The following is a 23,958-nucleotide window of genomic DNA, read 5'->3' as shown; positions in this document are numbered from 1 at the left end:
ATTCCATGTCCACCCTGAAGCGCGCCCTCGCGATCCTCGACCTCTTCAGCCTGGCCACGCCGGTGCTGACGGCGGAAGAGATCATCTCCAAGCTGTCCTATTCGGCGCCGACCGGCTACCGCTACATCCGCGACCTGTCGGACCTGGGTTACCTGCTGCGCATGACGGGCGGCGGCTACAAGCTGGGGCCGCGCATCATCGAGCTGGACCATCTCATCATCGACGGCGATCCGGTGCTGGGCGTGGCCCGGCCGATCATGCGCGAGGTGGTGGACCAGGTCGGCGGCGACGTGCTGCTCAGCGTCATCCACGGCCTGCGGATCCTCAACATCCACCACGAACGCGGGCCCGACGCGCTCGGCATCCCGCACGGCCGCGGCCGCGCCCACCCGTTGTTTCGCGGCGCCACCGCCAAGACCATCATCGCGTTCCTGCCGCGCAAGGACCAGCGCAAGCTGTACGACGGACACGCCGCCGAGATCGAGGCCGCGGGCCTGGGGCCGACGCAGGCCGACTTCATCCGCCGCCTGGACGAGATCCGGGTGCGCGGCGCCTATCTGGGGGTGGGGGAGATCTCGCCGGAACGCGCCGGCATCGCGGTGCCGGTGTTCCAGGAAGACCGGCGCATCTTCGGCGCGCTGACCGTGACCTTCCTGGCGACCCGGCTCAACACCATCGCGCAGGACAAGACCACGGCGCTGCTGCAGGCGGCGGCGCGGCGCATCGAGTCCATGGCGCTCGCTTCCCGTATCAAGGAACAGGCCCCCGCGCCGTAGGCGTCGGGGGCCTGTGGGCCGCTCGGATCGAGCGGCGCGGGTTACTGCTGCTGCTGCTGCTGCTGCTGCCGAGGCGCTTGCGATTCGGCCGCGTCGCCACCCGCGGCCGGCTGCGGCGCGCGCACCGGCGAACCCATCGCCTGGAACAGCGCCGCCGTTTCGGTCAGGCGGGCATTGGCGTATTCCACTTCCCGCACCCGCGCCGCGACGTAATGCTGTTCGCTGGCATACGCGGTGTACGGCGCCAGCGCGCCCAGGCGCACGCGGTTGGCGGTGTTGCGGTGTGACTGCTCGGCGGACCGGCGCGAGGCCTCGGCCGACGCCAGCGCCTGCCCATCCGCATCCAGCTGCGCCAGCGTGTCGGCCACGTCGCGGAACGCGGTCAGCACGGTCTGCTTGTATTGCAGCACCGCCGCTTCATAGCGCTCCTTGGCGGCGCTGCGCTCGGCCAGCAGCGCGCCGCCATGGAAGATCGGCTGCGTCAGCGACGCGCCCACCGCCCAGATCGAACCCGCGCCCGACAGCGCCGTCGGCCAGCTGAAGCCGCCCTTGCCCATCGAGGCGGACAGAGACAGGCTGGGGAACAGTTGCGCCGTGGCCACGCCGACGTCGGCCGCCGCCGCGCGCAGCACGGCCTCGGCGATATGGATGTCGGGCCGCGCCGCCAGCAGTTCGGACGGCACCAGCACCGGCACTTCCGCGGGCACGGCCAGCATGGCGAAGGCCAGGTCCGGCGGCGCCTGGTCGGGGCTGCGGCCCATCAGCACCGCCAGCGCGTGGCGGGTGGTCTGCCACTGCGCGCGCAGGCCCGGCAGCGAGGCCTCCAGCGTGGCGGCGTCCTGGTCGGCCTGCAGCGCGTCGTTCTGCGAGGCCGAGCCCAGCTCATAGCGGCGCTGCGTGTCGCGCGCCACCTGGCGCGCCAGCACCACCTGCTTTTCGGTCAGCGCCACGCGCTCGGCCAGCGAGGCCGAGGTGATGGCGCCGGTGACGATGTTGCCGGCCAGCGAACGGCGCGCCGATTCCAGCTGGAACGCCTGCTGTTCCACATGGGCCGCGCGCGACACGTTCTCGAAGCGCGCCGCGCCGAACAGGTCCAGGTCGTACTTGGCCTGCACCTGGCCGGTGAACACGTTGTAGAGCGCGGTCGGTTCCGGCAGGTTGGGCATGGTCAGCGCGCGCTTGCGCGTGACGTCGGCGCCGGCATCGATAGACGGCAGCAGCGACGAATTGACCTGCCCGCGCAATTGCTCGCGGGCGCCGGCCAGGTTGCGTTCGGCCGCGGCCAGGTCGGGGCTGTTGGCCAGGCCTTCCTCCACCATGGCATTGAGCGCCTCGGAGCCGAAGCGTTTCCACCATTCGGGCACGGGGCCGGCGTCGCGCGCATAACGCTGCGCCACGCCCTGCGCCGGCGCGCCGGCGGCGGGCAGCGCCTCGACGCCGTATTGCGCGGGCTGCGCCATGGCCGGCGGCTTGCTGTCGGGGGCGAAGGCGCAGGCGCCCAGCGCCAGCAGCAGCGGCAGGGTGGCCAGGCGCCAGGCCGGGGTCGGGAGACGGATAGGCATCGTCAGGCTCCTCGTTCTACGTTGTCGCCGGCGTGGGCGCCGGGCGGCACGCCTTCGGGTTCCTCGCGCTCGTCGTGGCGCACGCGGAACCAGGCCGCGTACAGCGCGGGCAGGAAGAACAGCGTCAGCACCGTGGCGCTGGTGATGCCGCCCATCAGCGCGGTGGCCATGGGGCCGAAGAAGTTGCTGCGCAGCAGCGGGATCAGCGCCAGCACCGCGGCCGCGGCCGTCAGGGTGATGGGACGGAAGCGCCGCACGGTGGCGCCGACGATGGCGTCGACGCGCTTGTGCCCGGCGCTGATGTCCTGCTCGATCTGGTCGACCAGGATCACCGAGTTGCGCATGATGATGCCGAACATCGCGATCACGCCCAGCATGGCGACGAAGCCGAACGGCTTGCCGAACAGCAGCAGCGCGGCCACCACGCCGATCAGGCCGAGCGGCGCCGTCAGCACCACCATCAGCACGCGGGCGAAGCTCTGCAGCTGCACCATCAGCAGCGTCAGCACCGCCACGACCATGATGGGCATCTGCGCGTTGATGGATGATTGGCCCTTGGCGCTTTCCTCGACCGGGCCGCCGACCTCGATGCGGTAGCCCACCGGCAGTTCGGCGCGCAGCGCGTCCAGCTTCCGGTCGATCGCATGGGTGACGTCGATGCCCTGCGCGCCGGCCTTGACGTCGGCCTGCACGGTGATGGTGGGCTGGCGATCGCGTTCCCAGATGACGCCGTATTCCAGGCCATAGCGCACGTGGCCCAGGCTGCCCAGCGGCACCGGGCCGTTGGGCGTGGGCATGGCGAGCGTGGCCAGGCGGCCCGGATCGACCCGTTCGCTGTCGGGGGCGCGCAGGCTGACGTTGATCAGCTTGTCGCGCTCGCGGTACTGCGTCACGGTGTAGCCCGACAGCGTCATCGCCAGGAAGCTGGAGATGTCGTTGGAGCTTACGCCCACTTCGCGCGCCTTCTGCTGGTCGATGTCGAAGCGCACCGAGCGCTCGGACGGCTCGTCCCAGTCGAACTGCACGTTGACCGAGCGGCTGTCGGCGCGCACTTCGGCGGCCACCTTCTCGGCCACCTGGCGCACCTCGGGGATCTTGTCGCCGCTGACGCGGAACTGCACCTGGAAGCCCACCGGCGGGCCGTTCTCCAGCCGCGACAGGCGGCTGCGGATCGCCGGAAACTGCTCGTGCAACACCGGTTCGAGCCAGTGCGCCAGCTTCTCGCGGTCTTCCACCGAGTGGGCGGTGATGACGATCTGGGCGAAGTTGGGCGTGGCCAGCTGCTGGTCCAGCGGCAGGTAGAAGCGCGGCGCGCCGGTGCCGACGAAGCTCACCGAATGGGCGATCTCGGGCCGGCCGTCCAGCACCTTCTCCAGCCGTTCGACCTGGCGCAGCGTGGCGGCGAACGAGGCGCCTTCCTGCAGCCGCACGTCCACCAGCAGTTCGGTGCGGTCCGAGCTGGGGAAGAACTGCTGCGGCACCAGGCCGAAGCCGACCATCGACACCACGAACAGCGTCACGGTCGCCAGCAGCACGCGCCAGCGGCGGTCCACGCACCACGCCACCCAGCCGCGCAGGCGCTGGTAGAAGCGGGTGTTGTAGATGTCGTGCTCGTGGTCGTCGGGCAGGTGCGCCTCGCGCTTGCGCTCGGGCAGCATGCGGTAGCCCAGCAGCGGGATCAGCACCACCGCGGCGAACCACGAGGTGATCAGCGCGATCGCCGACACCTGGAAGATCGAGCGGGTGTATTCGCCGGTGCTGGACTTGGCCAGCGCGATCGGCAGGAAGCCGGCCACCGTCACCAGCGTGCCGGTCAGCATCGGGAAGGCGGTGCTGGTGTAGGCGAAGGCGGCGGCGCGCGCGCGGCTCCAGCCCTGTTCCAGCTTCACCGCCATCATCTCGACCGCGATGATGGCGTCGTCCACCAGCAGGCCCAGCGCCAGCACCAGCGTGCCCAGCGAGACCTTGTGCAGGCCGATGCCGAACATGTCCATGAACAGCGCGGTCACGGCCAGCACCACCGGAATCGAGATCACCACCACCATGCCGGTGCGCAGGCCCAGCGACACCAGGCTCACGATCAGCACGATGGCCACGGCCTCGGCCACCGATCGCAGGAACTCGTCCACCGAGAACGACACCGCCTTGGGCATGCTCGACACTTCGGTCAGCGTCAGGCCGGCCGGCAGGCGCGCCTTGAGTTCGCCGAACTTGGCGTCCAGCGCCTTCCCAAGGTGCACCACGTCCTGGCCTGGCTGCATGGTGATGCCGATGCCCAGCACCGGCTCGCCGCGCGTGCGCATCTGCTCGGCCGGGGGATCGTCGTAGCCGCGGTGGATGGTGGCGATGTCGCCCAGCCGGATCGACTTGCCGTTGACGCGGATCAGCGTCTCGGCCAGCGCCCGGGTGTCCTGGAACTGGCCGCTGGGACGCACGAAGACGCGGTCGTCGGCCGTGGTCAGGGTGCCGGCGCTGGCCACCGCGTTCTGGCTGTTGATGGCCTCGGCGATCTGCTGCGGCGACACGCCCAGGCGCGTCAGCTGGGTGTTGCTGATCTCGATGTAGACGTGCTCGGGCTGCTCGCCGAAGTAGTCGACCTTGGCCACGCCCGGCACGCGCAGCAGCACGGTGCGCAGGTTGTCGGCGTAGTCGCGCAGCTGCGCCGGCGAGAAGCCGTCGCCCGCCAGCGTGTAGATGTTGGTGTAGACGTCGCCGAACTCGTCATTGAAGAACGGCCCCTGCACGCCCTGCGGCAAGGTCGCGCCGATGTCGCCGACCTTCTTGCGCACCTGGTACCACTCGTTGGCGACCTCGCTGGCCGGCGCCGAGTCCTTCATGGTGAAGAAGATCAGCGATTCGCCGGGGCGCGAGTAGCTGCGCAGGAAGTCCGTGGACGGCGTTTCCTGCAGCTTCTTGGCGATGCGGTCGGTGACCTGTTCCTGCACCTGCTGCGAGGTGGCGCCGGGCCACAGGGTCTTGATGACCATCACGCGGAAGGTGAAGGGCGGGTCTTCCGACTGCGCCAGGCGCGAATACGACAGCACGCCGAACAGCGTCACCAGCGTGATCAGGAAGATCACCAGGGGCTGGTGCCGCAGGGCCCAGGCCGACAGGTTGAACTTGCCTTCCTCGTGGCGGTGCGCGGCGTTCGGGTTTTCGGGAACCGGCGCGCTCATGATGCGAAGTCCTCGGGGTGCAGCGGCGGCACCGCGCGGACCTTCTCGCCGGCCGACACGGCGTGCACGCCCTGCCAGACCACGCGCTCGCCGGCCTGCACGCCTTGCGTCAGGGTGACGCTGCGGGCGTCGTAGCGCAGCACCTGCACGCGGCGCAGTTCCAGCGTGTCTTCCTGCGGCTTGACGATCCAGACGGCGGGTTCGGTGCCGTCATGGAACAGCGCGGTCGCCGGCACCGTGAAGGTGGTGGCGCCGTTGGCCTGGCGGTTGTCGAAACTGATGTTGGCCGTCATGCCCAGCCGCACCTCGGGCGAGGGCGCTTCCAGCGTCAGCTTGGCGCGGTAGGTGCGGCTCTGCGGATCGGCCGCCGGCGCGATCTCGCGCAGCACGGCGGTGAAGGTCTTGCCGGGCAGCGGCGCCAGCGTGACGGTGGCGCGCTGGCCGATGGCCAGGCCCGCCAGCACGCTTTCAGGCACGTCGCACAGGGCGTCGACGTCGCCGGCCCAGGCCAGGTTGTAGACCGCCTGGCCCGCCGCCACGTTCTGGCCGGTGTCGGCCTGCTCGGCGGTGATGACGCCGGCGTGGTCGGCGGCCAGGGTGGTGTAGTTGAGCTGGTCGGCCGACAGGGCGGCCTGCTGCGCCGCCTGGTCGCGCTGCGCCAGCGCCGAGGCGTAGGCGTTGCGGGTCTGCTCGAGCTGGTTGGCGGCGATCAGGTTTTCCTTGGCCTGGGCGCGGTCGCGGTCCAGTTGCTGCTTGGCGTAGTCCAGCTGGTGCTGGGCGGCCGAAAGCTGGGCGCGGGCGGCGGCGGCGTTCTTGGTGGCGTCGGCGGGGTCGAGCTTGGCCACCACCTGGCCGGGCTTGACCGTGTCGCCCAGGCGCACCTTGCGCTCGATGATCTTGCCGCCCACCCGGAACGACAGCGGCGTGCTGTAGCGCGCCTGCACTTCACCCGGCAGGGTCCAGGCCGGCAGGGCCGCGTCGGCCTTGGCGGGCATGGCCACCACCGGCCGCGGCGGCGGCGGCTCGGCTTCCTTGCTGCCGCAGCCGGCCAGCGCCAGCGTCAGCGCCAGGGCGAGCGCGGGCCAGGGGCGGCGCAGCGGTGAGCGGAAAAACGCCGCGGTGGCGGCGGGATTGCGCGCGGCGACGGACGCGCAAGAACCTGAAGAATTCACGAAACACCTCGCGACGCGGGCAAGAGGGGGGAACGGGACGCGAGGCGGCAGGCCCTTGCAGGCCGGCGCGACACCCTGGCAATCCGATACGGGATGGATTCTAATGCGGGTGTGTATTCAAATACAAGTGTGAATCTGAAATCGTTCCAGATGATAGAATCGCCGCATGTCAAAAGTCCGCCTTACCCGAGAGCAAAGCCGTGACCAGACGCGCCAGCGTCTGCTCGATGCCGCGCAATCGATCTTCCTGACCAAGGGTTTCGTGGCCGCCAGCGTCGAGGACATCGCCGAGCTGGCCGGCTACTCCCGCGGCGCCTTCTATTCCAATTTCGCCAGCAAGTCCGAGTTGTTCCTGCAGTTGCTCAAGCGCGACCATGAAAACGTCATGGGCGACATGCGCGCCATCTTCGAGGCCGGCGAGACCCGCCAGCAGATGGAAGACAGCGTGCTGCACTACTACAGCACGCATTTCCGCGACAACGAGTGCTTCCTGCTGTGGATGGAAGCCAAGCTGCAGGCCGCCCGCGACCCGGAATTCCGGGTCGGCTTCATCGCCTGCATGGGCGAGCTGCGCGAAGCCACCACCGAGTACATCCGCCAGTTCTCCGAGCGCGTCGGCACGCCCCTGCCGCTGCCCGCGCGCGAATTGGCCATCGGCCTGCTGGCGCTATCCGACGGCATGCAGTTCAGTTTCGCCTTCGATCCGCAGAACGTCAGCGCCGAGACCACCGAATCGGTGCTGGCCGGATTCTTCCGCCGCGTGGTGTTCGGCGAACGCGACCCCGGCTAGGCCCTGTCCTGAAGACGACCGGCGCGGGCGGCCGTTGCCGGGCCGCCGGGCGCGCCATGGGCACGCGGGCATTGTCACGGGCTGCGGCGGCATGATAGTAATAACGGCGGCGCGCCGGCTGGACTGAGGGGGCCAGCGCCGCAGCCTCAGGCATCCCTCGGGCGAAAGGAGCGGCAGCATGTCTTCAGAAACCCGACCATCCACTATCAATCGCCCGGTCTTCTACACGGCGGCATTATTCACGCTGCTGCTGGTGGGCTTCGCCATCGCGGCGCCCAGGACCGCGCAGAATCTGTTCGAATCGATCCAGGGCTGGATCCTGGGCAACGCCAGCTGGTTCTACATCCTGGTGGTCGCCATCATCCTGCTGTCGGTGGCATTCCTGGCCATCAGCCGCTACGGCGATATCAAGCTGGGCCCGGACCACAGCGAGCCGGATTACCGCAACTTCACCTGGTTCGCCATGCTGTTCTCGGCGGGCATGGGCATCGGCCTGATGTTCTTCGGCGTGGCCGAGCCGGTCATGCACTTCATGTCGCCGCCGGTGGGCGAGGGCGCCACGGCGGCCGCCGCGCGCGAGTCCATGAAGATCACCTTCTTCCATTGGGGCCTGCACGCCTGGGCCATCTACGCGGTGGTGGCGCTGACGCTGGCGTTCTTCAGCTTCCGACACGGCCTGCCGCTGACGCTGCGGTCGGCGCTGTATCCGCTGATCGGCAACCGCATCCACGGCCCCATCGGCCATGCCGTCGACATCTTCGCCATCATCGGCACCGTGTTGGGCGTGGCCACCTCGCTGGGGCTGGGCGTGGCGCAGATGAACAGCGGCCTGAACCACCTGTTCGGCATTCCGGTCGGCGTGATGCCGCAGATCATCCTGATCGTGATCACCTGCGGCCTGGCCACGCTGTCGGTGGCCAGCGGCCTGGACAAGGGCATCCGCATCCTGTCCGAGGCCAACATGGTGCTGGCGGTGATCCTGCTGCTGTTCGTGCTGGTGGCCGGCCCCACGGTGTTCCTGCTGCAGACCTTCGTGCAGAACACCGGCGCCTACCTGTCGGACATCGTCAACAAGACCTTCAACCTGTACGCCTACGAGCCGACCGACTGGATCGGCGGCTGGACCCTGTTCTACTGGGGCTGGTGGATCGCCTGGTCGCCGTTCGTGGGCCTGTTCATCGCCCGCATCTCGCGCGGCCGCACCATCCGCGAATTCGTCAGCGGCGTGCTGCTGGTGCCGGCCGGGTTCACGCTGTTCTGGATGACGGTGTTCGGCGACACCGCCATCCACTTCATCCTGGTCGACGGCATCACGGGTTTCGCCGACACCGTCAAGGGCGACAACTCCCTGGCGCTGTTCGCGTTCTTCGAACTATTGCCCTGGAGCGGCGTGATATCGATCTTCGCGATCGCGATGGTGGCGGTGTTCTTCGTCACCTCGGCCGACTCCGGCGCGCTGGTGGTCGACCTGCTGGCCTCGGGCGGCGCCGACCGCACGCCGGTGTGGCAGCGCATCTTCTGGTCGTTGTCCATGGGGGCGGTGGCCATTGCACTGCTACTGGCCGACGGCCTGACAGCGCTGCAGACGGCCACCATCGCCAGCGCGCTGCCGTTCTCGGTCATCCTGCTGCTGTCACTGTGGGGCCTGTTCAAGGCGCTCAGGCTCGACGCCACCAAGCGCGGCATCCGCTACCAGTCGCTGACGCTGTCGCGCCCGACGCGCGGCGGCCAGTCCTGGGAGCGGCGGCTGCGCAACATGGTCATGATGCCGCGCCGCGCCCACGTGCTGCGCTTCATTGCGGACGTGGTGACCCCGGCGCTGGAAGACGTGGCCGATGAACTGCGCAAGCAGGGCTACGCGGTTGCCGTCAAGGAAGGCGACGGCGAGGGCGGGGTGGTGCTGGAGGTGAACCACGGCGAGCACCTGGACTTCTTCTATTCGGTGCAGCCGCAGGCCTTCGTGCGGCCCAGCCTGACGCCCGAAGAGGCCGCCGACGAAGAGGAACGCAAGTACTTCCGCGCCGAGGTCCACCTGCGCGAAGGCGGGCAGGACTACGACATCATGGGCTGGAGCCGCGACGCCGTCATCGGCGACATCCTCGACCAGTACGAACGCCACCGCCACTACCTGCACATGGTGCGTACCTAGCCATAGCGCCCGCTTGTCTCGCGGCGCTCGTTCCTGGCGCCGGGAGGCGCCCGACGCCACGCACCCTGGGCGCACGTCCCTTTCCCCGCGAGCTTTCCCCGCAAACCGCCGGCCTTCGCCGGCGGCTTTTTTTGCCCATTTCCCGCCGATAGGTTTTCTCAATCCTCAACATTACTTTAGGTTTTTTGACTTCGTCTGATTTTTCGAGGATTATCCAAGCCATTCCTTTGATAAATAGCGAGAGAATCATGAAGGCGAAATCGGGTGCATGGGCCGCCGGGGTGCTGGTCCTGGCGGTAGTGGCGGGGGGCGGGCTGTACTGGAAATTCGGCGGGGCGCAGCACAAAGGGGGCTGGGCCATGGCGCCAGCCAAGGTGGCGGTGGCGCCGGTGCTGCAGGCGGATTTCCCGGCTGCGCTGTCGGGCATCGCCTCGCTCGAGGCGACGCGGCAGGTGCTGGTGCCGGCCGAAGTCGACGGCCGGGTGGCGCAGATCCTGTTCACCCCTGGCGAGCGGGTGCGCGCCGGGCAACTGCTGGTGCAACTGAACGACGCGCCCGAGCAGGGCGAGCTGGCGCGCCTGCAGGCCCAGGCCAGGAACGCCCGCACGCTGCTGGAGCGCACCCGCCGCCTGTTGCCGCAGCAGGCCGCGACCCGCGAACAGCTGGACCAGGCCCAGGCCGACTACGATCAGGCCGCCGGCGAGATCAGGCGCATCCAGGCCCTGATCGAGCAGAAGCGCATCAAGGCCCCGTTCGACGGCGTGCTGGGCGTGCGTCGGGTCAACCTGGGCCAGTTCGCCCGCGCCGGCGATCCGCTGGTGTCGCTGACCGACGCGGCCAGCGTCTACGCCAACATCACCTTGCCGGAACAGGCGCTGGGCGCGTTGCGCGCTGGCCAGCCCGTGACCGTGACGGTCGATGCCCATGCCGGCCGGGTCTTTGACGGCGCGGTCACCACCATCGAGCCGCAGGTCGACCCGGGTTCGCGCACCGTGCGGGTGCAGGCCACGCTGGCCAACGCCGACGGCGCGCTGGCGGCGGGCATGTTCGCCCACGGCCAGGTGTTGCTGCCGCCGCGGCCCGGCGTGCTGACCGTGCCGGAGACGGCCATCAGCTACAGCGCCTACGGCGACTCGGTCTACGTGGTGACGCCGCCCAAGGCCGGCGACGCGTCGGCCCCGCCGACCGTGACCCAGGCCTACGTGCAGACCGCCGAGCGCGTGCGCGGCCGGGTGGTAGTGACCAAGGGCTTGAAACCCGGTGACCGCGTGGTGACCTCGGGCCAGCTGCGCCTGCACAACGGCGCGGCCGTCGAGATCAGCGCCCAGGACACCGTGGCGCTGGACGCCGCGCCGCAATCCGTGGCGCAAGCCCGCTGAGCCCGCGGAGTCGATCATGAAGTTCACCGATCTGTTCGTGCGCCGGCCAGTGCTGGCGCTGGTGGTCAGCACGCTGTTGCTGCTGCTCGGGCTGCGCGCCCTGAGCGGCCTGCCGATCCGCCAATACCCGCTGACCGAAAGCACCACCATCACCATCACCACGCAGTACCCGGGCGCCTCGCCCGACCTGATGCAGGGCTTCGTCACCCAGCCGATCGCGCAATCCGTCGCCACCGTCGAGGGCATCGACTACCTGTCGTCGTCCTCGACCCAGGGCCGCAGCGTGATCACCGTGCGCATGAAGCTCAACGCCGATTCCAACAAGGCCATGACCGAGGTCATGGCCAAGGTCAACGAAGTCAAATACCGCCTGCCGCAGGACGCCTACGACCCGGTGCTGGTCAAGTCCGCCGGCGAGGCGACGGCCGTGGCCTACGTGGGGTTCTCCAGCTCGACCATGTCGCTGCCGGCGCTGACCGACTACCTGTCGCGCGTGGTGCAGCCGCAGCTCTCGTCGATCGACGGCGTGGCCAGCGTGGAACTGTATGGCGGCCAGAAGCTGGCGATGCGCGTCTGGCTCGACCCCGACCGGCTGGCCGCGCGCGGCATCTCGGCCGGCGAACTGGCCGAGGCCCTGCGCCAGAACAACGTGCAGGCGGCGCCCGGCCAGGCCAAGGGCCTGTACGTGGTCTCCAACATCAAGGTCAACACCGACCTGGTCAATGTGGCCGAGTTCCGCGACATGGTGGTCAAGCGCGAGGGCGACGCCATCGTGCGCCTGGGCGACGTGGCCACGGTGGAACTGGGCGCGGCCTCGACCGACTCCAGCGGCCTGATGGATGGCGAGCCGGCGGTGTACTTCGGCCTGAACGCCACGCCGGTGGGCAACCCGCTGGTGATCGTCAAGCGCCTGAACGAACTGCTGCCCAACATCAAGCAGAACCTGCCGCCCGGCACCAGCGTGCAGGTGCCGTTCGAGCTGGCGCGCTTCATCAGCGCCTCGATCGACGGCGTGGTGCATACGCTGATGGAAGCCATCGTCATCGTGGTGGCGGTGATCTTCCTGTGCCTGGGCTCGCTGCGCGCGGTGCTGATCCCGGTGGTCACCATCCCGCTGTCGATGCTGGGCGGCGCGGCCATCATGGCGCTGTTCGGCTTCAGCGTGAACCTGCTGACGCTGTTGGCCATGGTGCTGGCCATCGGCCTGGTGGTGGACGACGCCATCGTGGTGGTCGAGAACGTGCACCGCCATATCGAGGAAGGCAAGTCGCCGGTGCGCGCGGCCCTGATCGGCGCGCGCGAGGTGGCCGGCCCGGTCATCGCCATGACCATCACGCTGGCGGCGGTGTACGCGCCGATCGGCCTGATGGGCGGCCTGACCGGTTCGCTGTTCAAGGAGTTCGCCTTCACGCTGGCGGGGGCGGTGGTGGTGTCGGGCGTGATCGCGCTGACGCTGTCGCCGGTGATGAGCTCGTTCCTGCTCAATAGCCAGGTGTCCGAAGGCCGCATGGCGCGCCGCGCCGAGCATTTCTTCAGCCGCCTGGGCGAGGCCTATGGCCGGCTGCTGGATGTGTCGCTGCACCATCGCTGGGTCACCGGCCTGGTGGCGGTGGCGGTGATGGCCAGCCTGCCGTTCCTGTACAACGCCGCCCAGCGCGAGCTGGCGCCGGTCGAGGACCAATCCACCGTGCTGACCGCGATCAAGTCGCCGCAGCACGCCAACATCGACTACGTCGAGAAGTTCGGCAAGAAGTGGGACGACGTCATGGCGACGCTGCCCGAGCAAAGAGGCCGCTGGCTCATCAACGGCTCGGACGGCGTGTCCAACAGCATCGGCGGCGTCGACTTCGTCGACTGGCACGAGCGCAAGCGCTCGGCCAACCAGATCCAGGCCGACATGCAGTCGATGGTCAACCAGATCGAGGGCAGCAACATCTTCGCCTTCCAGCTGCCGCCGTTGCCCGGCTCGACCGGCGGCCTGCCGGTGCAGATGGTCATCATGAGCGCGGCCGACTATCCGGTGGTGTACGAGGCCATGGAGAACCTGAAAAAGGCGGCCAGAACCAGCGGCCTCTTCATGGTGGTCGACAGCGACCTGGACTACAACAACCCGGTGGTGCAGCTGAAGGTGGACCGCGCCAAGGCCAACAGCCTGGGCGTCACCATGAAGGCGGTGGGCGACACGCTGGCGGTGCTGGTGGGCGAGAACTACATCAACCGCTTCGGCATGGACGGCCGCTCGTACGACGTGATCCCGCAGAGCCTGCGCGAGCAGCGCATCTCGCCCGAATCGCTGGCGCGGTACTACGTCAAGAGCGCCAGCGGCGCGCAGGTGCCGCTGTCGAACATCGTGTCGGTGTCGATGGGCGTCGAGCCCAACAAGCTGACCCAGTTCAACCAGCTCAACGCCGCCACTTTCCAGGCCATCCCGATGCCGGGCGTGACCATGGGCGACGCCGTGCAGTTCCTGACGCGCCAGGCGCAGCAGCTGCCGGCCGGCTTCAGCTATGACTGGCAGTCGGACGCGCGCCAGTTCAGCCAGGAAGGCTCGGCGCTGATGATCACCTTCATCTTCGCCATCATCGTCATCTACCTGGTGCTGGCGGCGCAGTACGAAAGCCTGCGCGACCCGTTCATCATCCTGGTGAGCGTGCCGCTGTCGATCTGTGGCGCGCTGATCCCGCTGGCGCTGGGCATGGCGACCATCAACATCTACACGCAGATCGGGCTGGTGACGCTGATCGGGCTGATCAGCAAGCACGGCATCCTGATGGTGGAGTTCGCCAACGAGATGCAGGTCAGCCACGGCCTGGACCGGCGCAGCGCGATGGAACACGCCGCCCGCATCCGCCTGCGCCCGATCCTGATGACCACCGCGGCCATGGTGGTGGGCCTGATCCCGCTGCTGTTCGCCAGCGGCGCCGGCGCCCACAGCCGCTACAGCCTGGGCCTGGTGATCGTGGTCGGCATGCTGGTCGGCACGCTCTTCACGCTGTTCGTGCTGCCCACCGTCTACACCGTGCTGGCGCGCGACCACCGCGCCGCCAACGACACGCCGCGTGCCCGCGAACTGGCGCAGGCGCAGGCCGAGGACGCGCCGCCGCCAGCCGCGCCGCGCCCCGCCGCATCGCATTGAGGAACCCATCATGAAACATCCCGACCTGTCCAAACGCCTGCGCCGCGGCGCCACGGTGCTGCTGGCCGCGCTGGCCACCGCCGGCTGCGCCGTGGGCCCCGACTACCAGAAACCCCTGGCCGCGCCGGTGGCGCTGGCCAGCCCTGAACAGACCCTGTTCTCCACCGACCGGCTGCAGCAGGACTGGTGGAAGCAGTTGCAGGACGCGCAGCTGGACCGCCTGGTGACCCTGGCGCTGCAACGCAACCACGACATCCGCATCGCGCAGGCCCGCCTGGCCGAATCGCGCGCGGTACTGGATGAGAAGGAACTCGACCAGTTCCCCACCATGACGCTGGGCGGGCGCTTCGAGCGCAGCCTGTCGCAGGCCAATCCCGGCGTGACGGGCGAGCGCAACCTGGCCAAGAGCTATCGCGCCGGTTTTGACGCCACCTGGGAGATCGACCTGTTCGGCCGCCTGCGCCGCGCGGCCGAGGGCGCGGCGGCGCGCAGCGAGGCCCAGGAGGCCGACCTGGCGCAGGCCCGCATCGTGGTGGTGGCCGAAGTGGCGCGCAACTACTTCGAGTTGCGCGGCGCCGAGCAACGCCTGGCGGTGGCGCGCGCCAACCTGGACAGCCAACGCGACAGCCTGCGCGTGATCCAGGCCATGGTGTCGGCGGGCCGTGGCGACGAGGGCGACCTCGCCAGCGCCCGCGCCGAGCTCGAAACCGTGCAGGCCAGCGTGCCCTTGCAGGAAACCGCGCGGCGCCTGGCGCTGTACCGCCTGGCGGTGCTGGCCGGCCTGCGGCCGGTGGAACTGGGCGAACTGGACGCGGCCACGCCGCAGCCGCCGCTGGCGGCGCGCCTGCCGATCGGCGACGTTGGCGCCTTGCTGTCGCGCCGTCCCGATATCCGGGCGGCCGAGCGCAACATGGCGGCGGCCAATGCCGACGTGGGCGTGGCCACCGCCGAACTGTATCCGCGCATCGACCTGGGCGGCTTCCTCGGCTTCGTGGCCCTGCGCGGCGCCGATTTCGGCAGCGCGTCGAGCCGCGCCTTCAGCGTGGCGCCCGGCGTCAACTGGCCGGCTTTCCACCTGCCGACCGCGCTGGCGCGCAAGCGCGCGGCGCAGGCGCGTTCGCAGGGCGAGGTGGCGCGCTACGAGCAGACCGTGCTGCAGGCGGTCGAGGAACTGGAAGGCGCGCTGACGCAGTATGGCCAGACCCAGCAACGGCTCGGCAACCTGGCGCAGGCGGCCGCCCACAGCGGCCGCGCGGCGGAACTGGCGCGCCTGCGCTACCGCGAAGGCAGCGCGCCGTACCTGACGGTGCTGGACGCGCAGCGCACGCAGCTGCGGGCGCAGGACGCGGTGGCGCAGGCCGAAACGGCTTCCTACACCAGCCTGGTCGCGCTCTACAAGGCGCTGGGCGGCGGCTGGGAGGCGCCTTCGGCAACGGATACCCCGCGAGCGGAGTCGCCCGCGTCCGCGCCGGCCGGCTGACCAATGCACGCGGTTCGTGGCACCATAAGGGCTTAGCGCCTTTCCGACCTTCCATGTCCGACGACAGCCTGTCCCATCCCATTTCCTGGCAACCGCACCAGCCGGCGGACCGCGTGCTCATGACGCTCAAGACGCGCGGCCCGCAGTCGGTCGCGGTCATCGCCAAGGCGCTCGACGTCACGGCCGAGGCGGTGCGCCAGCAGATGGCGCGCCTGCACGCGGACGGCCTGGTCGATTCGGAAAGCCGCAGCGCCGGGCGCGGCCGGCCCACGCAGATCTGGTTCCTGACCGCCGCCGGGCAGCGTCGTTTCCCCGACACGCATGCCGACATGACGGTGCAGATGATCAACGCCGTGCGCCAGGTGTTCGGCGACGACGGGGTGGACAAGCTGATTGCGGTGCGCGAGGCCGCCATGCTGGCCACCTACCAGCAGGCGCTGGCGGACGCCGGCGATCTGCCGCAACGGCTCGAAAGCCTGGCGCGGGTGCGTTCGGCCGAAGGCTACATGGCCGAGATGCGCCGCGACGGCGACGACTTCCTGTTCGTCGAGAACCACTGTCCCATCTGCGCGGCGGCCCAGGCCTGTATGGGCTTTTGCCGCAGCGAGCTGGAACTGTTCCGGCAGGTGCTGGGTCCGCAGGTGCGGGTCGAGCGCGAAGAGCACATCCTGCTGGGCGCGCGCCGCTGCGCCTACCGCGTCAGCGCGCGCGCCTGAGCTGCCGGGGCGGCGCGTCCCGCATCGCCCCGCACAGGCCTTGCGTCAGGACGCCGGCGATGCGTCGTCGTCCCAGCCGCCCAGCGCCTTGTACAGATCCACCGCATTGACCAGCCGGCGCTGCTGCAGCCGGATGAATTCCTGTTCCGACTCGAACAGGCTGCGCTGGGCCTCCAGCATCTCCAGGTAGTTCGCCACGCCGCGCGCATAACGCCGCTCGGCCAGCCGCTGGCGTTCGCGGTCGGCGTCGCGCACCTTGCGCTGGGCCTCGATCTGGTCGCGCAGCGCGTCGCGCGCCGACAGCGCGTCGGCCACGTCGCGGAACGCCGCCTGGATGCTGCCTTCGTACTGGGCCACCGCGATGTGCTTGCGGGTCTCGGCCAGCGACAGGTTGGCGCGGTTGCGGCCGGCGTTGAAGATCGGCAGCGTCAGGCGCGGCGCGAAGCTCCAGCCGCCGGTGCCGCCGCTGAACAGATCCGAGAAGCGGTCGGCGGTGGTGCCGATGTCCGTGGTCAGCTGCACCGACGGAAAGAACGCCGCGCGCGCCGCGCCGATGTCGGCGTTGGCCGCGCGCAGCGCCTGCTCCGCCTGGCGCAGGTCGGGGCGGCGCGTCAGCAGCTCGGACGGCAGCCCCGCCGCCAGCGGCGTCAGGCCCTGGCTTTCCAGCGGCGTCGGGTCGACGCCGAGCGGCAGCGCGAAATCGCCGGCCAGCAGGCCCAGCGCGTGCCGCGCCAGGCTGGCCTCGCGGGTCAGCTCGGCGCGCGTGGCGCGCGAGCTTTCCACCAGCATCTGCGCGGTGCGCAGCCCGATGGCGGTTTCCAGCCCGGCGTCGTAGCGGCGCTGGGTCAGCTTGAGCGTGGTCTCGCGCAGCGCCAGCGTGTCGTCGGTCAGGCGCAGTTGCTCGGCCAGCGAACGCTGGTTGAAGTAGGCGGTGGCCGTTTCCGCCACCAGCGCCAGCGTGGCGGCGCGGTGCGCTTCCTCGCTGGCCAGGTAGCGCGCCAGCGCGGCGTCCGACAGGCTCCGCACCCGGCCGAAGAAGTCCAGCTCGAAGGCGGTGATGCCGACGGCCGCGCGGTAGCGGTTGGACACCGGCGTGCGCGGCTGGCCCGGCTCGGTCGCGCGGCCGCGGCTGAATTCGCCGCTGGCGTCGATGGCCGGCAGGCGTTCGGATTGCTGCACGCCGTACAGCGCGCGCGCTTCCTCGATGCGCAGCGCCGCCACGCGCAGGTCGCGGTTGTTGGCCAGCGCGGCCGCGATCCAGGCCTGCAGCGCCGGATCGTTGAAATAGGCGCGCCAGTCCTGCGGCGCGGCGGCCTGGCCGGGCTGCGCCGGCGTGTCGTACTGCGCCGGCACCGGCGCCGCGGGGCGCTCATGGGTGGGCGCCAGCGAGCAGCCGGACAGCGCCAGCGCCAGCAGGGTCATTGCCACGGGCTTCATGGCGTCGTCTCCAGCGATTCGCGGCCCTCGGGGCGCGCGGGGCGGGCGCGCATGCCGACCATGCGCCCCACGATGAGAAAGAACAGCGGCACCAGGAACACCGCCAGCACGGTCGCCGTGATGATCCCGCCCAGCACGCCGGTGCCGATGGCGGCCTGCGCGCCCGAGGCGGCGCCAGTGGCCAGCGCCAGCGGCAGCACGCCCACGCCGAAGGCCAGCGAGGTCATCACGATCGGCCGCAGCCGCAGCCGCGCCGCTTCCAGCGTGGCCGACAGGACGCCCTGGCCGTCGCGCACCAGGTCCTTGGCCACTTCCACGATCAGGATCGCGTTCTTGGCGGACAGGCCGATGGTGGCGATCAGGCCGACCTTGAAGTAGATGTCGTTAGGCATGCCGCGCACGGTCACGCCCAGCAGCGCGCCGATCACGCCCAGCGGCACCACCAGGATCACCGCCAGCGGAATCGACCAGCTTTCGTACAGCGCCGCCAGCGCCAGGAACACGATCAGCACCGACAGCGCGAACAGCACCGGCGCCTGGTTGCCGGACAGCCGCTCTTCGTACGACTGGCCCGACCAGTCGAAGCCGATGCCGCGCGGCAGCTCGGCCGCCAGCGCCTCCATGGCGCGCATGGCCTCGCCGCTGCTGTGGCCGCGCGCCGCCGAGCCGTTGATGGTGAACGACGGGAAGCCGTTGTAGCGGTTCAGCTGCGGCGGCCCCATCGACCACGTCAGCGTGGCGAACGCCGACAGCGGCACCATCTGGCCCTGCAGGTTGCGCACGTGCAGGCGCGAGATGTCGTCCACGTCCACGCGGCGTTTGCCGTCGGCCTGCACCATCACGCGCCGCACCTGGCCGTTCAGCATGAAGTCGCCGATGTAGTCCGAGCCGTACATCACCGCCAGCGCGGTGTTGATCTCGTCGATCGGCACGCCCATGGCCTGCGCCTTGTCGCGGTCGACGCGCAGTTGCAGCTGCGGCGCCTCTTCCTGGCCGGCGAACACCACGTCCGTCAGCGCGGGATGCTCGGCCGCCTTGGCCAGCAGCTTCTGGCGCGCCTGCGTCAGCGCTTCATAGCCGAGGCCGCCGCGATCCTGCAGCCGGAAGTCGAAGCCCGAGGTCGAGCCCAGGTCCGGCAGCGGCGGCGAGTTGAGCGCGAACACCATCAGGTTCTTGCGATCCGCGAACGCCTTGTTGATGCGCTTGACCACCGCGTCCACGTGTTGCGAGGCGTCGCGGCGTTCCTTCCAGTCCTTCAGCGTGACGAAGAACATGGCGGAGTTCGGGCCGCTGCCGTACTGGCTGAAGCCGTTGACCGAGTACACGTACTGCACCGGCTCGTGCTCCATCATGTAGCGCTCGACGTCCTTGACCACCGCCATGGTCTCGGCCTGCGGCGAGCCCTGCGGCAGGATCACCATGGCCATGAAGCTGCCCTGGTCCTCGTCCGGCAGGAACGACGATGGCAGCCGCGCGAACAGCAGCGCCGCCACGCCGATCACCAGCGCGTAGGCCAGTCCGAAGCGCACCGGCCGCGCCAGCACGCCGGCCACCCGCGCCGTATAGCGCGTGGTCAGGCGCGCGAAGGCGCGGTTGAACCAGCCGAAGAAGCCGCGCTTCTCGTGGTGGCCCGCCGGGATCGGCTTGAGCAGGCTGGCGCACAGCGCCGGCGTCAGCGACAGCGCCAGGAAGGCCGAGAAGGCGATCGACACCGCCAGCGTCACGGCGAACTGGCGGTAGATGTTGCCGACCGCGCCATCGAAGAACGCCATCGGCACGAACACCGACACCAGCACCACCGTGATGCCGACGATGGCGCCGCTGATCTGGCCCATGGCCTTGACCGTGGCGTCATGCGGCGACAGGCCTTCCTCGGCCATGATGCGCTCGACGTTCTCGACCACCACGATGGCGTCGTCCACCAGGATGCCGATGGCCAGCACCATGCCGAACATCGTCAGCACGTTGATCGAATAGCCCAGCCCCAGCATCACCCCCAGCGTGCCCAGCAGCGCCACGGGCACCACCAGTGTCGGGATCAGCGTGGCGCGCAGGTTCTGCATGAACAGGTACATCACGCAGAACACCAGCGCGACCGCCTCCAGCAGCGTCATCAGGACCTTCTTGATCGAGATCTCGACGAAGGTGGAGGTTTCGTACGGAATGTCCCAGGTCACGCCCGGCGGGAAGTACTGCGCCAGCTCGCGCATGGTCTCGCGGATGCGGCGGGTGGTCTCGACCGCGTTCGAGCCCGGCGCCAGCTTGATGCCCAGGCCGGTGCCGGTCAGGCCGTTGACGCGCGACAGGTACATGTAGTCGGTGCCGCCCAGCTCCACCCGCGCCACGTCCTTCAGGCGCAGCGTGGCGCCGCCCGGCAGCGCCCGCAGCGGAATGTTGGCGAACTGCTCCGGCGTGTGCAGCGATTCGCCCGCCACGATGCTGGCGTTCAGCGGCGCGTCCTTCGGCACGGCCTGGTTGCCCAGTTCGCCGATGGTGACGCGCGCGTTGTGGCTGCGCAGGGCCGAGACGATGTCGCCCGGCGTCAGCGACAGGGCGGTCAGCTTGGCCGGGTCCGGCCAGATGCGCATCGCCGCTTCCGCGCCGAACGACTGCACCTTGCCCACGCCTTCGACCCGCCGCAGCGCCTGTAGCACGTTGGAGGCGGCCAGTTCGCCCAGCTGCATGTCGTCCAGGCTGCCGTCCGACTTCAGCGACACCACCAGCTGGATGTTGTCGGCCGCCTTTTCCACGCGCACGCCGTCGCGCCGCACCGATTCGGGCAGGCGCGGCTCGACCGCCTTCAGGCGGTTCTGCACTTCCACCGCCGCGATGTCGGGGTTGGTGCCCTGCTTGAAGGTCAGGTTGATGCTGGCCCAGCCGGTCGAATCGCTGCTGGACGAGGTGTACATCAGGCCCGGGGCGCCGTTCATCTCGCGTTCGATGATGGCGGTGACGGCTTCCTCGACCACCTTGGCCGAGGCGCCGGGATAGCTGGCGCCGATGTTGACGACCGGCGGAGCGATGTCCGGATATTGCGCCACCGGCAGCGCGCGGATCGACAACAGGCCGACCAGCGCGATGAGCAGCGAGATCACCCACGCGAAAACGGGGCGATCGATAAAGAAACGCGCCATGGCGGTTTACCTTTTTTCGTTATTTCCCGCGGTCGCCCCGGGCGCGCTCGGCGCGGCCCGCTCGACCGGTTTGATTTTCTGGCCGGGGGCCAGCTGCGCGGCGTTTTCCACCACCACGCGTTCGCCGCCCGCCAGGCCCTCGGTGACGACCCAGTTCGGGCCCAGCAGCCGGTAGGCGACCACCGGCGCGCTGCGCAGTTCGCCGTCGTCGCCGGCGACCAGCACGTGCGCGCCGTCGGCGTTGCGCAGCAGGGCGTTGCGCGGCACCAGGAAGGTGTCGCGGTTGACCGCCTGCTCCAGCCGCACCCGCACGTACATGCCCGGCAGCAGTTCGCGGCCCGGGTTGTCGAACAGCGCGCGCATGGTCACGTTGTCGGTGCCGGGATCGACCGCCAGGTCGGCGAACGACAGCGTGCCGCCCTGGCCATACTCGGAGCCGTCCGGCAGCAGCAGGCGCACCCGCATCTTGTCGGGCGCGACGCCTTGCAGGGCGCCGGCGCGGATCTGCTTCTGCAACTGCATGACCTCGGCCGCGGGTTGCGAGAAGTTGACGTAGATCGGGTCGAGCTGCTGCACCACCGTCAGCGGCGTGGCCTGGCCTTCGCCCACCAGCGCGCCCTCGGTGACCAGCGCGCGGCGCGCGCGGCCGTCGATCGGCGAGGTGACGCGGGCGTATTCCAGCCGCAGCCTGGCGCTTTGCAGGTTGGCCTTGGCCAGCGCCACCTCGGCGCGGGCCTGGCGTTCCTGGGCCACGCTCTCGGCGTGGTCGCGTTCGCTGATGGCGCGGTCCGACACCAGGTCGGCATAGCGGCGCAGCTTGTCGGCGGCGGCCGACAGGTTGGCCTGGGCGCGCGCCAGCGCGGCGGCCTCGGAATCGTACGCAGCCTGCAGCGGCGCAGGGTCGATCTGGAACAGCGGCGTGCCGCGCGTCACTTCCTGGCCTTCTTCATACAGGCGGCGGGTGACGATACCGGCCACGCGGGCGCGGACCTCGGCCTCGCGATAGGGCTCCAGCCTGCCGGGCAGCTCGCTGGCGACGGCGGTGGGCGTGGCCTTGGCCACGATGACGCCGACCTCGGCGGGGGCCTTGGCGGCTTCGGGGGCTTCCTGCTTCGAGCATGCGGAAACGAGAACCAGTACGGATGCGAATGCGAGCGTTCTGAAGGGAACTCGGTGGGTCATTTTTAAAAATTATTGTGAGGCGCCCGTTGCGGGCGAGAGAGGGAAAGTCGCGGGTTTTCCCTGTGGGGTCGGCAGTCTATCATTTAATCCGTCATGCTTGATTAATTGTTTTGTTCAAAAGTATGCTGGCGTCTGCATACTTCTTTACAGTGCGCAGCCGGCGGCCCCCGCAAGACGGGCCGCCGTTTTCATGTCGCCTGTTCCCGTTTCTTCAACCCCTTTTTCTCAAGGAGATTTCCGTATGGCCCGCAAGACGAAAGAAGAATCCCAACGCACCCGCGATCGCATCCTGGATGCCGCCGAACACGTGTTCCTGTCCAAGGGCGTGGCCAGCACCACCATGAGCGATATCGCTGATTTCGCGGGCGTGTCCCGGGGCGCCGTCTACGGCCATTACAAGAACAAGATCGATGTCTGCATCGCCATGTGCGACCGGGCCCTGGGGGAGGCGGTGTCGCTGACCCGCGTGTCGACCGACGGCGAGGCGCTGGAAGCGCTCTATGCGTCGATGCGCCAGTACGTGCAGATCTACGCCGAGGAAGGCTCGGTGCAGCGCGTGCTGGAAATCCTCTACCTGAAATGTGAGCGCAGCGACGAGAACGCGCCGCTCCTGCGCCGCCGCGACCTGTGGGAGCGGCACGCCCTGCGCACTTCCGAAAAACTGCTGCGCGCCGCCGTCAGCCGCGAGGACCTGCCGCCCGCGCTCGACGTGCGCCTGTCCAATGTCTACCTGCACTCCCTGGTCGAGGGCGTGTTCGGCACCATCTGCTGGTCGGATCGCCTCAAGGGCGATATCTGGCCGCGCGTCGAGCGCATGCTCCGCGCCGCCATCGACACGCTGCGCCTGTCGCCGCAACTGCGGTTGCCGCAGGCCGCCTGCCCGCAGGCCGCCTGATCCTACAATCCGGGCATGACCCTCAAGCAACTCGAAGCCTTCTATTGGGCCGCCACCTGCGCCAGTTTCGCCGTGGCGGCCGAGCGGCTGCACCTGTCGGTGTCGTCGCTGTCCAAGCGCATCGTCGAACTCGAGGACGCGCTGGGCCGGCCGCTGTTCGACCGCGGCGGCCACAAGGCGGTTCTGACCGACGCCGGCCAGCGGCTGCTGCCGCAGGCGCGCGAACTGCTGGCCGCGGCCGACGCGATCCGCGCCTCGCTGGCTGAAACCCCGGGCCTGCGCGGCCGCTGCCGTTTCGGCGTGGGCGAACTGACCGCGCTGACCTGGCTGCCGCGCCTGATCGGCGTGGTGCGCGCCGCCTATCCCGACCTGGTGCTGGAGCCGTATGTGGATATCGGCCAGGTGCTGGAGCAGCGGGTGGCCGACGGCGAACTGGATTTCGCCGTCATCGCCGGGCGTTCCTCGCGTCCCAATATCGCTTCCGCGCCGATCGGCGAAGCCGCGTTCGCCTGGGCCGCGGCGCCCACCGCGCTGGCGGGCGCGACCCGCATGTCGCCCGACCTGCTGGCGCGGTTGCCGCTGGTGACCCTGCCTGCGGGCGCGGGCACCACCCGCATCGTCGACGACTGGCTGGCCGGGCGCGACGTGGCCGGCGAGCGGCTCTGCTGCAACAACTGGGGCGCCATCGCCGGGCTGCTGATCGAAGGCACCGGGGTGGGGCTGCTGCCCAGCCACTGGGCGCGGGCGCTGCAGGACGAGGGCAGCCTGCGGGTGCTCGATTGCGATCCGGCGCCGGCGGCGTTGCCCTATTCCTTCCAGCACCGCCGCGACGACACCCGGCCGCTGGTCGGCAAGCTGCGGGAATCCGTGCTGGCGGCGGTCGATTTCTCGGCGCCTTGCCGCCTGCCTTGAGACCGCGCCTCGGGCCCGGCGGGCAGCGGCGCGCGGGCGACCTGTCCGCAAGGCGGTCGCCG

15 protein-coding genes are annotated in these 23,958 nt (G+C 69.6%); 9 read left to right on the top strand and 6 right to left on the bottom strand.

Annotated features, from left to right (window positions below; genetic code table 11):
- The first annotated feature begins 5 nt into the window (after positions 1-5).
- Entirely contained in the window at positions 6-776 is a 771-nt protein-coding gene (locus tag I6I07_RS00385; protein WP_006393377.1) for an IclR family transcriptional regulator, read from the top strand.
- A gap of 41 nt (positions 777-817) precedes the next feature.
- Here I6I07_RS00385 and I6I07_RS00380 read toward each other — a convergent pair whose 3' ends face one another.
- Genes I6I07_RS00380 through I6I07_RS00370 form a run of 3 tightly spaced genes read right to left on the bottom strand, consistent with a single transcriptional unit; the run spans position 818 to position 6,686 of the window.
- The gene (locus tag I6I07_RS00380; RefSeq protein ID WP_198485286.1) at positions 818-2,338 is read right to left on the bottom strand and encodes an efflux transporter outer membrane subunit; all 1,521 of its coding nucleotides are present in this window, start codon (positions 2,336-2,338) and stop codon (positions 818-820) included.
- Between the two features lie 2 nt (positions 2,339-2,340).
- Entirely contained in the window at positions 2,341-5,514 is a 3,174-nt protein-coding gene (locus I6I07_RS00375) for an efflux RND transporter permease subunit (protein WP_198485284.1), read from the bottom strand.
- Positions 5,511-6,686, bottom strand: a complete 1,176-nt coding sequence (locus tag I6I07_RS00370; RefSeq protein ID WP_420094536.1) for an efflux RND transporter periplasmic adaptor subunit — start codon at positions 6,684-6,686, stop codon at positions 5,511-5,513. The genes I6I07_RS00375 and I6I07_RS00370 overlap by 4 nt, the downstream gene beginning before the upstream one ends.
- A gap of 166 nt (positions 6,687-6,852) precedes the next feature.
- On the opposite strand from I6I07_RS00370, the gene I6I07_RS00365 reads away from it, so the two are divergent.
- The 6 genes from I6I07_RS00365 to I6I07_RS00340 all read left to right on the top strand — a co-directional run bounded on the left by I6I07_RS00365 (position 6,853) and on the right by I6I07_RS00340 (position 16,336).
- Complete coding sequence (locus I6I07_RS00365; RefSeq protein WP_006393381.1) at positions 6,853-7,476, top strand: TetR/AcrR family transcriptional regulator; 624 nt, start codon at positions 6,853-6,855, stop codon at positions 7,474-7,476.
- 178 nt (positions 7,477-7,654) lie between these two features.
- On the top strand, positions 7,655-9,625 hold the full coding sequence (locus I6I07_RS00360) for a BCCT family transporter (protein WP_198485282.1): 1,971 nt from the start codon (positions 7,655-7,657) through the stop codon (positions 9,623-9,625).
- Between the two features lie 248 nt (positions 9,626-9,873).
- Positions 9,874-11,004, top strand: coding sequence for an efflux RND transporter periplasmic adaptor subunit (locus tag I6I07_RS00355; protein ID WP_198485281.1), 1,131 nt, complete (start codon positions 9,874-9,876; stop codon positions 11,002-11,004).
- Positions 11,005-11,020: 16 nt separating this feature from the next.
- On the top strand, positions 11,021-14,140 hold the full coding sequence (locus I6I07_RS00350; protein WP_198485279.1) for a MexW/MexI family multidrug efflux RND transporter permease subunit: 3,120 nt from the start codon (positions 11,021-11,023) through the stop codon (positions 14,138-14,140).
- A 10-nt stretch (positions 14,141-14,150) separates the two neighbouring features.
- Positions 14,151-15,620 (top strand): efflux transporter outer membrane subunit, encoded by a 1,470-nt coding sequence (locus I6I07_RS00345; RefSeq protein WP_198485277.1) that lies wholly within the window; start codon positions 14,151-14,153, stop codon positions 15,618-15,620.
- 53 nt (positions 15,621-15,673) lie between these two features.
- Positions 15,674-16,336 (top strand): helix-turn-helix transcriptional regulator, encoded by a 663-nt coding sequence (locus I6I07_RS00340; RefSeq protein WP_198485275.1) that lies wholly within the window; start codon positions 15,674-15,676, stop codon positions 16,334-16,336.
- Positions 16,337-16,381: 45 nt separating this feature from the next.
- Here I6I07_RS00340 and oprZ read toward each other — a convergent pair whose 3' ends face one another.
- The 3 genes from oprZ to axyX are packed head-to-tail and all read right to left on the bottom strand — an operon-like array spanning position 16,382 to position 22,089.
- The gene (gene oprZ, locus I6I07_RS00335; protein ID WP_198485273.1) at positions 16,382-17,773 is read right to left on the bottom strand and encodes a multidrug efflux RND transporter outer membrane subunit OprZ; all 1,392 of its coding nucleotides are present in this window, start codon (positions 17,771-17,773) and stop codon (positions 16,382-16,384) included.
- Positions 17,770-20,907: a multidrug efflux RND transporter permease subunit AxyY gene (gene axyY / locus I6I07_RS00330; protein ID WP_198485271.1), complete on the bottom strand. Its 3,138-nt coding sequence runs from the start codon at positions 20,905-20,907 to the stop codon at positions 17,770-17,772. The genes oprZ and axyY overlap by 4 nt, the downstream gene beginning before the upstream one ends.
- 6 nt (positions 20,908-20,913) lie before the next feature.
- On the bottom strand, positions 20,914-22,089 hold the full coding sequence (gene axyX, locus I6I07_RS00325; RefSeq protein WP_198485269.1) for a multidrug efflux RND transporter periplasmic adaptor subunit AxyX: 1,176 nt from the start codon (positions 22,087-22,089) through the stop codon (positions 20,914-20,916).
- A gap of 241 nt (positions 22,090-22,330) precedes the next feature.
- Between axyX and axyZ the strand changes: the two genes are divergently transcribed.
- Together axyZ and I6I07_RS00315 are read left to right on the top strand one after the other, a co-directional pair.
- Positions 22,331-22,984, top strand: coding sequence for a multidrug efflux transcriptional repressor AxyZ (gene axyZ, locus I6I07_RS00320; protein ID WP_198485267.1), 654 nt, complete (start codon positions 22,331-22,333; stop codon positions 22,982-22,984).
- A gap of 15 nt (positions 22,985-22,999) precedes the next feature.
- A complete protein-coding gene (locus I6I07_RS00315) occupies positions 23,000-23,896 on the top strand; it encodes a LysR family transcriptional regulator (RefSeq protein WP_198485265.1) in 897 nt (298 codons plus the stop codon).
- The last annotated feature ends 62 nt before the right edge of the window (positions 23,897-23,958 follow it).

The sequence above is a fragment of the Achromobacter deleyi genome, assembly GCF_016127315.1.
GTDB lineage: Bacteria > Pseudomonadota > Gammaproteobacteria > Burkholderiales > Burkholderiaceae_B > Achromobacter > Achromobacter insuavis_A.
Note: the sequence above shows the minus strand (reverse complement) of the source record. Positions and strands in the feature narration are given on the sequence as shown.